This is a genomic window from Kitasatospora sp. NPDC094016 (assembly GCF_040304045.1).
Classification (GTDB): domain Bacteria; phylum Actinomycetota; class Actinomycetes; order Streptomycetales; family Streptomycetaceae; genus Kitasatospora.
Genome location: NZ_JBEOUK010000037.1, coordinates 23121 through 35739 on the forward strand (window position 1 = coordinate 23121; position 12619 = coordinate 35739).

Genomic DNA, 12619 nt, shown 5'->3' on the forward strand with positions numbered 1-12619 from the left:
TCCTCCACTCGGTGACACGGCGCCACGAGCGGCGCGTGCGGCCCCCCCTTCGTGGATAGCAGCACCCCGCCCGGCCCGCGCGCCCCTGGTCCCCGGGCTGCTCCCCCCGGGTGAAACGGGCCCGTAGACGCCCCGCGTAAAGTGATGTTCAAGGGCAGGGAACGGGGGCGGGACGGGACGGGACGGTGCGGGTGTGAGCAGCGACACGGTGGACGGCGGCGCGACGACCGGCAGCACGGCCGGGCACCCGGCACTGCGCTGGCGGGTACGGCCCGAGGCGCCGCGCGCCGCCGTCCTGGTGCTGCACGGCGGCGAGGAGCACAACCTCTCCCGGCCCGGTCCGGTCAACCTGCCGCTGCTGCGGATGCACGGCTTCCTGCGTTCCCTCGCCAAGGACACCGCCGGCGCCGACGTGGCCGTCGGCACCGTCCGCTACCGCCACCGGGGCTGGAACGGGCAGCGCGCCGACGCCGCGCTGGACGCCCTCGCCGCCCTCGACGAGCTGGCCCGGGAGCTGGGCGAGGTGCCGACCGTCCTGATCGGGCACTCGATGGGCGGGCGCGCGGCCCTGCGGGCCGGCGGTCACCCGGCCGTCACCGGTCTGGTCGCCCTCGCCCCCTGGTGCCCGGCCGAGGACCCGTGCGAGCAACTGGCCGGACGGGACGTCCTGCTGCTGCACGGCGACCGCGACAAGGTCACCCCGCCCGCCGAGACCCGGGCCTTCGCCGCCCGGAGCCGGGCCGCCGGCGCCCGCGTCTGCGGCTACACCGTCACCGGCAGCGGCCACGCCATGCTCCAGCGCATCCCCGACTGGCACCGGGCCACCACCCGCCTGGCCACCGCCCTGCTCGGTCTGCGCCCGCTCCCCGCCGAGACCGTCTCCGCCCTCGCCCTTCCGCCCGCCTCCCCCGAGGCCCTCACCCTCGCCCTGCCCCGCCAGCCGCGCGGCTGATCCCGCGCGGGCCGGCGGTCGCGCGGCGGCACGGGCGTCAGCGGGCCAGGCGGCCGAGGAGGGCGGAGGCCGCGGTGATGCCGAGCACCGTGGCCAGGGTCAGGACGGCGAAGTCGAGCGGGAGGTGGGCGCGGGTGCCGATCAGCAGGCCGCGCAGGGCGTCGACCTGGTAGCTGAGCGGGTTGGCCCGGCTGACCACCTGGAGCCAGCCCGGCATCAGGTCCACCGGGTAGAGGGCGTTGGAGCCGAAGAAGAGCGGCATGGTGATCGCCTGGCCGATGCCCATCAGTCGGTCACGGGTGAGCACGATGCCGGCGATGGTCATCGAGAGGCAGGAGAAGAACGCCGAGCCGAGCAGCACGGCGACCACGACCCCGAGCAGCCGCAGCGGGTTCCAGGTCATCGCGACTCCGAGCAGAGCGGCGATCACCACCACGACGACGGCCTGGATCACCGCCTTCACCCCGGCGGCGAAGGCCTTGCCGGTCACCAGCGCGGCGCGCGGGGTGGGGGTGACCAGAAGTTTGGTGAGCACCCCGGAGTCCCGCTCCCAGATGATCATGATGCCGTAGAAGATCGCGATGAACATGGCGGACTGGGCGATGATCCCGGGGGCCAGGAAGTCCAGGTAGGGGATGCCGCCGGTGGGGATGGCCTTCAGCCGGGTGAAGGTCTCCCCGAAGATCAGCAGCCACAACGCGGGCTGCACCGCTCGGGTGTAGAGCTCGGTGCGGTCGTGGCGCAGCTTCTGCAGCTCGACGGTGCACATCGCCAGCGTCCGGGCGGGCACCAGCCGCCAGCCGGTGCGGGCGCGCGGGGGGACCAGCAGCAGGCCGAGGTCGGGGCGGGCGGCGGTCGCGGTGGCAGAGGCAGTGGCAGTGGCGGCGGGGCCCGGGGGCTCAGCCGACGCGGGAGGCGGTGCGGCGGGTACGGCGGACATCGCTGAACTCTCCTTCCGGGGCCTCGCCGGGGGCCAGCTCGCGGCCCGCGAAGTGGCGGAACACGTCGTCCAGACTGGGGTCGGTGAGCTGCGGGTCCTGGGCGCGGACCACGGTCTTCAGCTCCTCGGTGGTGCCGAGCGCGCGGATCCGGCCGCGGTCCATCAGGGCGATCCGGTCGCAGTAGCGGTCGGCCTCGTCCATGTAGTGGGTGGTGACCAGCACCGTCATCCCGGTGGCCTGGCGGACCGCCTCGACGCACTCCCAGACGCCGGTGCGGGCGATCGGGTCCAGGCCGATGGTCGGCTCGTCCATCACCAGCAGGCGCGGGGCGCTGACCAGGGCCTGGGCGAGCTCCAGCCGGCGGACCATGCCGCCGGAGTAGGTGCCGGCCATCCGGTCGGCCGCGTCGGCGAGGCCGACGGCGGCCAGCGCCTGGGCGACCCGCTCGCGGCGCTCGCCGTGCGACACGTCGAACACGCGGGCGAACAGCGCGACGTTCTCCCGACCGGTCAGCCCGCCGTCCGCGGAGAGCTGCTGCGGCACGTAGCCGAGCAGCCGGCGGACGTTCATCCGCTGCCGGGCGGGGTCGTGGCCGAAGACCCGCACCATGCCGGCGCGGACCGGCAGCAGGGTGGTGATCGCCCGGATCGTGGTGGTCTTGCCCGCGCCGTTGGGGCCGAGCAGGCCGAACACCTCGCCGGTGCGCACCGTCAGGTCGACACCGTCGACGGCCTTGGTGCCGGCGCCCTTCCCGCGCCCGTGGTGGAAGGTGTACTCCAGACCGCGGCAGGCCACCGCCTCGTCACCGCCGTTCTCCGGGAACGTCATCGCTCCTCCTCCCCCGGCTCACCGGGTCGGGTGCGCAGGCCCGTCGCCACCTCGCGCAGCGCGGGCACCGCGGCGGCCAGGGCCGCCCGGGAGTCGGCGGGCAGGCCGGCCACCACCTCCCCCACCAGCGCGGTGCGCCGGGCCCGCCAGACCGCGAGGCGCTCGACGGCCTCGTCGGTGGCGTACAGCAGGGCGGCCCGGCGGTCGGCCGGGTCCACCTCCCGGCGCAGCAGCCGCAGCGCGACCAGCTGGTTGACCAGGGTGGAGACCGAGTTGCCGGCGAGGCACAGCTCCTCGGCCGCGTCGGACACCCGCAGCCCGGGGGTGTCCATCACCAGGCGAAGCAGTTCGATCTGCGCTCCGCGCAGTCTCGGTTCGGTGAGTCCCTGCCGCAGCCGGCGGCGGACCAGGCGCTGGATGCCGACCAGCAGGGCGGAGAGTTCGTCGGCCACGTCGGGATCGGGGGTCGCCAGGGGGTCGGCGGCCGGTGCGGGGGCGAGCGTTTCCGGTGTCGCACTCATACCTCCGATTTTAGCTCTCAGTGAGAGGTATTCGTCCAGAGGGCGGACGGGGTGGACCGGAGGACTGCCGGGCGGGGCGCGGCTGTGCCAGGATCCCGGGTGACCGTGTACGGACACCCGCCCACCCTCACCGCCGGGGACCCTCATGAGAAGACTCGCGCTCCGCGTACTGTCCGCAGCAACGGCTTTGTCCGCGTTGCTCGTTGTGGCGGTGGCCACTCCTGCGACCACCCCTGCGGGGGCCACCTCTCCGGCCGCCGCCACCGACACCGCCGCCCCGGTGCCGCTCAGCGGCGCGCAGTTGGCGGCCTCCTGGGCGGGGCCGCTCAGCACCCGGGGGCGGTACGTCGTCGACGCGTCGGGCGACCGGTTCAAGCTGAAGTCCGGCAACTGGTCCGGCGCGCAGGGCACCTGGCAGGGCAGCGGCTCGACCACCGATCCGGCGAACAACCAGGCCGGCCAGGTCTCGTACAACCTGCCGCTCGGACTCGACCGGGCGCCGCTGCCCGAGATCTTGGCGGGCTTCCACAGCCTCGGGCTGAACAGCGTCCGCCTGCCGTTCGCGGACGCGATGATCCGGGACACCGCCGCCGTCCCGGACGCCGCCGTCGCCGCCAACCCCGGGCTTCGCGGCCGCACCCCGCTGGAGGTGTACGACGCGGTGGTGGCGGCGCTCACCGCCGACGGGTTCGCGGTGATCCTCAACAACCACACCACCGGGTACCGGTTCTGCTGCGGCCTGGACGGCAACGAGCGGTGGAACAGCGGCCAGTCCACCGAGACGTGGGAGCAGGACTGGCTGTTCATGGTGAACCGGTACCGGGCCGACAAGCGCGTGGTCGGCGCCGACCTGCGCAACGAGGTCCGCCGCGACACCTGGGACGACCCCAACTGGGGCCTGGGCGACGCCCACGACGCGTACGCCGCCTTCGAGGAGGCGGGCAACCGGATCCTCCAGGCCGCCCCCGACCTGCTGATCATCATGGAGGGCATCAACTGGCAGGGCGTCCCGCTGGCGGGCCTGCCGCACGGCCGCCCGATGCTCAAGCCGGTGGCCACGCTCTCCCACACCCTGATCGACTCGGGCAAACTGGTGTACTCGGTGCACTTCTACGGGTACACCGGCTCGGCCAACACCGGCGCGGGCAGCGGTCCGGGCGCCACCGGCGATCCCCGCTACCAGGATCTGACGCCAAGTCAACTCGCTGCCGTGGTCGACGAGGAGGCGCTCTTCGTCACCCGCGCCGGGCAGCACTTCACCGCCCCGGTCTGGATCAGCGAGTTCGGCGCGGGCGGGCGGGGCCCGACCGACGCCAAGGAGCAGGACTGGTTCGACCGCTTCACCGCGATCCTGGCCGAGCACGACACCGACTTCGCCGTCTGGCCGCTGGTCGGGTGGCACAACGACGGTGTACCGCAGGACAGTTGGGCACTGCTCCACTACGACCGGGCGGGCCGGCGGCTGAGCGTCGAGGACCCGGGCGACTGGCGCGCCGCGTACTGGAACCGGCTGGTCGCCGCCCCCGGGTACACCGGCCGGGTGCCGGCCGCCGCCCGCTGGAACCTGCTCGACCTCGACCACGCCGACCAGAACGCCTCCCGGCGGATGCTGGCCCTGCCCGACTGGAGCAGCGGAAACCGCAAGGGGAACTGCCCGGACGGCCAGCGTCTGATCGGCCTCGGCCGCGGTGACGGCCGCGGCCTGTGCACCGACGCCGGGCAGCCCGCCACCGGGCCGGACGCCTGGACGACCGTCACGGACGAGCGCTACGTCACCGGCGGCGACTGGGCGCCCGGCTACGACAAGCTCCAGTGCCCGGACGGCCGGTTCGCGGTCGGCTACAGCGTCCACGCCGACGCGATGGCCGCCCTGCTCTGCGCCCCGGCCGCGGCCGCGCCGCCCGCCGCGACCGGCCGGGTGCTCTGGTTCGACCACGGCGACAACCGGCCCCCGGTCACCACCGGCGCCGACTCCGCGGCCAGCGACTGGGCGCCCGGGGCCTACAAGGGGCAGTGCGCCTCGAACGAGTACGTCGCGGGGATCGCCTTCACCTGGCGCTGGCTGCACGCCGGCGTCCCGGACGCGCTGCTCTGCCGCCCGCTGGCCTGACACCGCCGCTGTCGGGGCCCGGCCGGCGGGCCGGGCCCCGGCGGGAACGGTTCAGCTCAGCGCGGCCTGGGACTCCACGACCACGCCGTACAGGTCGCCGATGGTCGCCAGGGCGCTGCGGTGCAGCTGGGCGGCGGTCACCCGGGTACCCGCCGAGGCGAGCGGGCGGGTCGCGCAGGCGTCGGCGACGACGGTCGGCCGGTTGCCGCGCAGGAAGGCACCCGCGGCGGTGAAGGCCACACACATGTGGGTCATGAAGCCCGCGACCACCACGTCCTGGTGGCCGGCCTCGTCGAGCAGGGCGCCCAGGCCGGTACCGACGAAGGCGTCCGGGGCCTGCTTGACGACCACGGCCTCGCCCTCGACCGGCGCCACGGCGGGGTGGATCCGCCCGATCTCGGCACGGACGTCGTACGGGGTGCCCGCGCCACCGTCGTTGATCACGTGGATGACCGTGGCACCCGCCGCACGCGCCCGGGCGAGCAGGGCCGCGGCCGCGTCCAGCGCCTCCCGCCAGCCCTCCAGCTCCATCACGCCGCGCACGTAGGTGTTCTGGTAGTCGATCAGGATCAGCGTGGACGCGGCGAGCGTGGCGGGCGTCTCGTCGAGGCCGTTCAGGGCGCGCAGGGTCGTCGTGGGCATGGGGGGACCACCTTCGGTTCGGTACACGGGTAAGGGCGGGCGGCGACTGCGACGGCCGCGGCGGCCCACCCCCGGAACGCTACGATCGGCCACCGGATGTCGGCAATGCCATCTAACCTGCAGATTCCGACATCGAGAGAGCACGAAGAGAGCGCAGGTGGGGCCGTGGGCGCCGAACAACGACTGATCGTCATCGTCCTGTTCGAGGGCGTCGACCTGCTCGACGTCACCGGACCGCCCGAGGTGTTCTCCCTCGTCCGGCGGGAGACCGGCGACGCGACCGGCTACCGCGTCGTCCTCGCCGCCGCGACCACGGACCCGGTCACCACCGCCGCCGGCGTGCGGATCCTGCCCGACCTCACCTTCGACGAGGCCGCCGCGAGCGCCATCGACACCCTGCTGGTGCCCGGCGCCGTCGAGGTCGACGGCCCGCACCGGGTCCACCCGCGCACCGACCCGGCCGTGGTCGACCGGGTGCGCACCCTCGCCGGGCGCTCACGCCGCATCGCCTCGGTCTGCGTCGGCGCGCACCTGCTCGCCGCCGCCGGGCTCCTCGACGGCAAGCGCGCCACCACCCACTGGTCGACCGCCGCGCAACTGGCCGCCGAGTACCCGGAGATCGAGGTGGACGCCGACCCGATCTTCATCCGCGAGGGCGACGTCTGGACCGGCGCGGGCATCAGCGCCTGCCTCGACCTCTCCCTCGCCCTGGTCGCCGAGGACTTCGGCGAGGAGCTCGCGCTGAGGGTCGCCCGCCAGCTCGTGATGTACCTCAAACGCCCCAGCGGCCAGAGCCAGTTCAGTGTCCCGCTGGAACCCGTCTCCACCACCCGGCGGGTCGAGGAGCTGCGCCACCACGTCCTGCGCAACCTCACCGGCCGGCTCACCGTCCCCGATCTCGCCGCCCACGCCCACGTCAGCGAACGGCAGTTGACCCGGATCTTCAAGGCCGAACTGGGCACCACGCCCAGCGCCTACATCGAGTCGGCCCGGGTCGAGCTCGCCCGCCACCAGCTCGAATCCACCGACGCCACGCTCGAACGCGTCGCCACCGACTGCGGGTTCGGCACCACCGACACCCTGGTCCGGGCCTTCCGCCGCCGACTCGACACCACCCCGACCGAGTACCGCGACCGCTTCCGCACCACCACACCCACGCTCCAGGCCAGAGCGGCAGCCGGACCGTGAACACGGTGCGCCCCGGCCGGCTCGCCGCGTCCACCGTGCCGCCGTGCGCCCGGCCCACCGCCGCCTTCGCGATGGGCCCCGACCGCGCGCTCCCCTGGGCCGCCCGGCGGCCCGGCGTCGAGGCCCTCGCCGTCCTGCCCGACGGGACCAGGCGCTGGACGCCCGGCCTGCCCAGGCACCTCCCGCCCACCGGCCCCGCCGACTGGCGGCCGGCCGCCCCGGCGGCCCGAGCGGGTCCGTTTGTGCGCCAACTGGCTTTCGAACGATGATAGTTCACTCCATCAGGTGAAGAACTCGATCATGACTCATCCGCCCCGACCCGGGTGGCCGATAGTGGGGAGACCGATCGGACGCACACCATCCGGTCCCACCGGAACGCGTGGACCCGCGGACACGCGTGAACCCACGGAAAGAGGTAGCGACACATGCCCACCGAGGCCACCCGGCGGATCGACCTCGTCTTCTCCCTGTTCGACGCCAACCGCAACGGCATCGTCGAGGTCGACGACTTCAACCTGATGACGGCCCGCGTGGTCGCGGCCGCCGCCGATTCGGACGACGCCGCGAAGGCCGCGATCCGCGCCGCCTTCCGGCGCTACTGGACCACCCTGGTCAGCGAGTTGGACACCAACGGCGACGGCGTGATCAGCCGCGAGGAGTTCGGCGGCTTCGTCCTCTCTCCCGAGCGCTTCGGCCCCACCGCCGACGAGTTCGCCGACGCCCTGGCCGCGCTCGGCGACCCGGACGGCGACGGCCTGATCGAGCGCCCGCTGTTCGTGGCGCTGATGACCGCGATCGGCTTCGAGCACGCCAACATCCACGCCCTCTTCGACGCCTTCGGCCCCACCCCCGAGGACCGCATCACGGTGGCCGTCTGGGCCGCCGGGATCCGCGACTACTACGCCCCGGACAAGGCCGGCATCCCCGGCGACCTGCTGGTGGGCCGACCGGCCGCCTGATCTCCCCCGAGGCGCACCTGCCCGGATCGGCTGAGCGACGGCGTCGCCGCCCCGCTCCTGCCTGGCGACGCCGTCCCGCGCTTCACGCACCGGGCCCACGGCGCCCGCGCCACCACCCACGACCGGTCCGCCGGCCAGGTCCTGTCCGGCCGATCGCGCCGGACAGGACCTGGCCGCGGCTTCCCGAAGTCCGAACACCAGGAGGGACCATGGCCACCGCCGCCCGCCCCCGTGCCGGCGTCGACGAGGGCGTCGGACCGACCGCCCTGATGGTCGCCGCCGCCCGCGCGATCGAGACCCACCGCCCCGACGCCCTCGCCCGGGACGCCCACGCCGAGCACTTCGTGCGCGCCGCCCGGGCCTCCGCACACTGGCCGGTCCACCCCCGGGACGTCCCGGGCGGCGAGGCCGATCCGCTCTGGGGGCGGCTCGGCCGCTACTTCGCCCTGCGGACCAGGGCGCTGGACGACCAGTTGCTGTGGTCCGCCCACCTGGGCGTCCGCCAGGTGGTCCTGCTCGGCGCCGGCCTGGACACCCGGGCCTTCCGGCTCGACTGGCCCGCCGACCTCGCCGTCTTCGAGGTCGACCGGCCCGAGGTCCTCGCGTTCAAGCAGCGCGTCCTCGACCGGGCCGGCGCCCGGCCGGCGGCGCGCCGCGTACCGGTGGCCGCCGACCTGCGCGGCGACTGGGCCGACGCCCTCACCGCGGCCGGCTTCCAGTCCGCCGAGCCGACCGCCTGGCTCGCCGAGGGCCTGCTGCCCTACCTGCCCGCCGCCGCCGAACAGCGGCTCGCGGCCGCCGTCGACCGACTCGGCGCCGCCGGAAGCACCTTGGCGTACGAGGCCAGGCTCGGACCGGTGTCCGCGGCGGTCCGCGACAACCCCGTCTACACGGCCGCCCGCGAGCGGCTCGGCGTCGACCTGCCCGCCCTGTTCGACGCCGGGCCCCGCCCCGACACCGCCGCCGATCTCACCGCGCGCGGCTGGTCCACCACCGTCCACACCCCGTTCGACTTCACCCGCCACTACGGCCGCGGCCCCCGGCCCGAACCCCACGACGCCTTCGCCGCCGACCGCTGGGTCTTCGCCACCCGGTGACGCCCCCGCTCCGGGCTGCCCCGGCCGGCTCCGGCCCTCCCGGTGTTCGGTTCTGCGCACAGGCCGCCGCCACACGGGCCCGGTGTGATCCAACGGACACGCCCTAGACTGCGGCCATGCTCAAAGCCGACCGTACCGCCCGGATCCTCGCCCACATCACCGAGGCGGGCAGCGCCGATGTGCACGAGCTGGCCGGTCTCCTCCAGGTGTCACCGGCCACCGTCCGCCGGGACCTCCAGGAACTGCACGACCAGGGCCTGCTGCACCGCACCCGTGGCGGGGCGGTCACCGGTGCCGTCAACCTCGAACTGCCGCTGCGCCACAAGCACGGGACGCGGCAGGCGGAGAAGCGGCGGATCGCGCTGGCGGCCGACCGGCTGGTGCCGGACGGCGCCGTGGTGGGCCTGACCGGCGGCACGACGACGAGCGAGCTGGCCCGGGTGCTGGCCGAGCGCGGCGGGATCACCATCGTGACCAACGCGGTCAACATCGCGGCGGACCTCATCGTCCGGCCGGAGGTCCGCCTGGTGGTGGTCGGCGGCCTGGCCCGGACCACGAGTTACGAGCTGGTGGGGCCGGCCGCCGACCGGATGCTCGCCCAGTACCACCTGGACCTCGCGTTCATCGGGGTGGACGGCCTGACCGCGCAGGACGGCTGCACGACGCACGACGAGATGGAGGCCCAGACCGACCGCGCGTTCCTGCACGCCAGCGCGCGGTCGGTGGTCCTGGCGGACAGCACCAAGATCGGCCGGGTGACCTTCGCCAAGATCTGCCCGCTCGCCGAGGTGCACGACCTCGTCACCGACGACGAGGCCACCCCGGCCCAGGAGAAGGCGATCGCCGCCTGCGGGGTCCGGGTCGCGCGCGTCTGACCTGTTCACGCGGGGTGCCCGGCCGGGGAGGACCGGCCGGGCTCGCTGTCGCCCCGCCAGTTGTCATGCAACGGTCCGATAACGACATCCGGGCGACACCTCGACCCCGCCGGTCCGCCTCGTGAATACTGCCCGACGCCACGCTCTTTCGAATCTGCTCAGAACCAGCGCTCTTCAAGCAACTAGGATCAAGCGGCGTACGAAGGCGGTAACTGCGGTGAACACACGTGTACGGACCCTCTGGGCGGCCTGCGCCGTCGGCGCGCTCGCCCTCACGGCGTGCGGCGGCAGCACTGGCGGCGGGTCCTCCCCGAACGGCGCCGTGACACTCAAACTCGTCGCCGCCGACTACGGCGAGAAGGAGTCCAACAGCTCCAAGGCCTACTGGAACGGCGTCGCCACCGCGTTCACCGCGGCCAACCCCGGCATCAAGGTCGACGTCCAGGTGATGAACTGGAACGACATCGACAAGCAGGTCAAGACGATGATCCAGAGCGGCAACGTCCCCGACGTCCTGCAGACCGGGGGCTACGCCGACAAGGTCGCCGACGACCTCCTCTACAAGGCCGAGGACGTCCTGTCCGCCGGCACCCGGGCCGACCTGATCCCGAGCTTCGCCCAGGCCGGCCGGGTCGACGGCGTGCAGTACGGCATCCCGTTCGTCTCCTCCGCCCGCGCCCTCTTCTACAACAAGGCCGTCTTCCAGCAGGCCGGCATCACCCAGCCGCCCACCACCTGGGACGAGGTGCGCAAGGACGCCGAACTGATCAAGGCCAAGGCACCCGGGGTCACCCCGTACGCGCTGCCGCTCGGCCCGGAGGAGGCCCAGGGCGAGAGCATGATCTGGGAGCTCGGCAACGGCGGCGGCCCCACCGCCGAGGACGGCACGTACGCCATCGACAGCCAGGCCGACGTCGACACCTTCCGCTGGCTCAAGACCAACCTCGTCGACCCCGGCCTGACCTACGCCAACCCGGCCACCACCGACCGCAAGACCGCCTTCGCCGACTTCGCCGCGGGCAAGGCCGCCATGGCCGACGGCCACCCCTCGCTGATCCAGATGGCCAAGGACGGCAAGGTCGACTACGGCGTCGCGCCCATCCCCGGCAGGACCGGCCCGCTCGCCTCCACCCTCGGCGTCGCGGACTGGACGATGGCCTTCAAGAAGAACGGCCACCGCGACCAGATCAGGAAGTTCCTCGACTTCGCGTACTCCAAGGACAACACGCTCGCCTTCGACGAGACCTACAACCTGATGCCGGTCACCCAGAGCACCCTGCGCGAGATGACCGCCAGCGGCAAGCACAAGGACCTCGAACCGTTCTTCGCCCTCCTGCCGAACGCCGTCTTCTACCCGCTCGGCAACACCACCTGGGACGCGGTCTCGGCCGAGCTCAAGAAGAGCATCGGCACCGCCGTCACCGGGGACCCGGCCAAGGTGCTCGGCGACCTGCAGAAGAAGGCCCGGGACGCCGTCGCGAACAAGTAGGGCACGCCCGCCCCGGCCCGCGCCCCGTCCGAAAGGCACCGCCGTGTCCCTCGACTCCCCCACCCCCCGAGCCCCCGGGCCCGGCCGGCCCGCCCGGACGGGCTCCGGCCCCGGCCGGCTCGGACCGCTGCCGTGGATCGCCCCGGCCGTCCTGCTGATCCTGGCCGTCGTCCTGTGGCCCGTCTACGAGATGGTCCGCACCTCGTTCCTGCGCATCAGCACCAGCGGGTTCGTCCGCGGCTCCGCCGGGCTGGACAAGTACCGCAAGCTCTTCGGCGAGGCCGACCTCGGCCGGGTGCTGCTCTCGACGGTGGTCTGGACGGTGGCCGTCGTCGGCCTGACGATGGCGCTCTCGCTCGGCCTGGCCCAGCTGTTCAACCAGCGCTTCCCCGGGCGCAGGTTCGCCCGCTGGGCCCTGATCGCCCCCTGGGCGGCGTCCGTCCTGATGACCGCCATCGGCTTCCGGTGGATGCTCGACCGGACGGCCGGCGTGCTCAACACCGCGCTGACCGACCTCGGCCTGGTCGACGGCCCCCGGGACTGGCTCGGCGACCCGTCGACCGCCTGGCCCTGGATGGTCCTCGTCGCCGTCTTCGTCTCGCTGCCGTTCACCACCTACACCCTGCTCGCCGGCCTGCAGACCGTCCCCGGCGAGCTGTACGAGGCGGCCCGGGTGGACGGCGCCTCCCCGTGGCAGGCCTACCGGAGGATCACCCTGCCGCTGCTGCGCCCGGCCTTCCTGGTCGGCCTCGTGATCAACCTGATCAACGTCTTCAACTCCTTCCCCGTCATCTGGGGCATGACCCAGGGCGGCCCCGGCAGCGCCACGGCCACCAGCACGGTGTTCATGTACCAGCTGAAGAACACCGACATCGGCGAGTCCGCCGCCATGTCGGTGGTCAACTTCGCCCTGGTGGTGCTCATGGTGCTCGTCTTCCTCAAGGTCGGTCGCTGGAACGGGGAGGAGCGTTGACGGCCCGCCCGGCCACCCGCCGGATCCGGCCCCGCACCCTGGTC

13 protein-coding genes are annotated in these 12619 nt (G+C 73.7%); 9 read left to right on the forward strand and 4 right to left on the reverse strand.

From position 1 onward, the window contains the following. Positions 1-193: 193 nt before the first annotated feature. Positions 194-952 carry an alpha/beta hydrolase gene (locus tag ABT015_RS28020; protein WP_350883830.1) on the forward strand — a complete coding sequence of 253 codons (759 nt, stop codon included), beginning with the start codon at positions 194-196 and terminating at the stop codon, positions 950-952. A gap of 37 nt (positions 953-989) precedes the next feature. On the opposite strand, the gene ABT015_RS28025 is transcribed toward ABT015_RS28020, so the two are convergent. The 3 genes from ABT015_RS28025 to ABT015_RS28035 are packed head-to-tail and all read right to left on the reverse strand — an operon-like array spanning position 990 to position 3242. Beyond that, on the reverse strand, positions 990-1892 hold the full coding sequence (locus ABT015_RS28025; protein WP_350883832.1) for an ABC transporter permease: 903 nt from the start codon (positions 1890-1892) through the stop codon (positions 990-992). Beyond that, positions 1852-2721, reverse strand: coding sequence for an ABC transporter ATP-binding protein (locus ABT015_RS28030; protein ID WP_350883834.1), 870 nt, complete (start codon positions 2719-2721; stop codon positions 1852-1854). The genes ABT015_RS28025 and ABT015_RS28030 overlap by 41 nt, the downstream gene beginning before the upstream one ends. Next, positions 2718-3242, reverse strand: a complete 525-nt coding sequence (locus ABT015_RS28035; RefSeq protein WP_350883837.1) for a MarR family winged helix-turn-helix transcriptional regulator — start codon at positions 3240-3242, stop codon at positions 2718-2720. The genes ABT015_RS28030 and ABT015_RS28035 overlap by 4 nt, the downstream gene beginning before the upstream one ends. Positions 3243-3387: 145 nt before the next feature. Between ABT015_RS28035 and ABT015_RS28040 the strand changes: the two genes are divergently transcribed. Continuing rightward, on the forward strand, positions 3388-5352 hold the full coding sequence (locus ABT015_RS28040; RefSeq protein WP_350883840.1) for a glycoside hydrolase family 5 protein: 1965 nt from the start codon (positions 3388-3390) through the stop codon (positions 5350-5352). Positions 5353-5403: 51 nt separating this feature from the next. Here ABT015_RS28040 and ABT015_RS28045 read toward each other — a convergent pair whose 3' ends face one another. After that, positions 5404-5994: an isochorismatase family protein gene (locus ABT015_RS28045; protein ID WP_350883842.1), complete on the reverse strand. Its 591-nt coding sequence runs from the start codon at positions 5992-5994 to the stop codon at positions 5404-5406. A gap of 165 nt (positions 5995-6159) precedes the next feature. On the opposite strand from ABT015_RS28045, the gene ABT015_RS28050 reads away from it, so the two are divergent. From ABT015_RS28050 to ABT015_RS28080, 7 genes are all read left to right on the forward strand, one after another. Beyond that, the gene (locus ABT015_RS28050) at positions 6160-7182 is read left to right on the forward strand and encodes a GlxA family transcriptional regulator (protein WP_350883844.1); all 1023 of its coding nucleotides are present in this window, start codon (positions 6160-6162) and stop codon (positions 7180-7182) included. Next, complete coding sequence (locus ABT015_RS28055) at positions 7179-7451, forward strand: hypothetical protein (protein WP_350883846.1); 273 nt, start codon at positions 7179-7181, stop codon at positions 7449-7451. The genes ABT015_RS28050 and ABT015_RS28055 overlap by 4 nt, the downstream gene beginning before the upstream one ends. A 156-nt stretch (positions 7452-7607) precedes the next feature. After that, positions 7608-8141: an EF-hand domain-containing protein gene (locus ABT015_RS28060; protein ID WP_350883848.1), complete on the forward strand. Its 534-nt coding sequence runs from the start codon at positions 7608-7610 to the stop codon at positions 8139-8141. Positions 8142-8350: 209 nt separating this feature from the next. After that, the gene (locus ABT015_RS28065) at positions 8351-9238 is read left to right on the forward strand and encodes an SAM-dependent methyltransferase (protein WP_350883850.1); all 888 of its coding nucleotides are present in this window, start codon (positions 8351-8353) and stop codon (positions 9236-9238) included. A 116-nt stretch (positions 9239-9354) separates the two neighbouring features. Next, the gene (locus ABT015_RS28070) at positions 9355-10113 is read left to right on the forward strand and encodes a DeoR/GlpR family DNA-binding transcription regulator (RefSeq protein WP_350883852.1); all 759 of its coding nucleotides are present in this window, start codon (positions 9355-9357) and stop codon (positions 10111-10113) included. A gap of 217 nt (positions 10114-10330) precedes the next feature. Continuing rightward, positions 10331-11602 (forward strand): extracellular solute-binding protein, encoded by a 1272-nt coding sequence (locus ABT015_RS28075; RefSeq protein WP_350883854.1) that lies wholly within the window; start codon positions 10331-10333, stop codon positions 11600-11602. A 43-nt stretch (positions 11603-11645) separates the two neighbouring features. Continuing rightward, the gene (locus ABT015_RS28080) at positions 11646-12575 is read left to right on the forward strand and encodes a carbohydrate ABC transporter permease (RefSeq protein WP_350883856.1); all 930 of its coding nucleotides are present in this window, start codon (positions 11646-11648) and stop codon (positions 12573-12575) included. Positions 12576-12619: the final 44 nt, after the last annotated feature.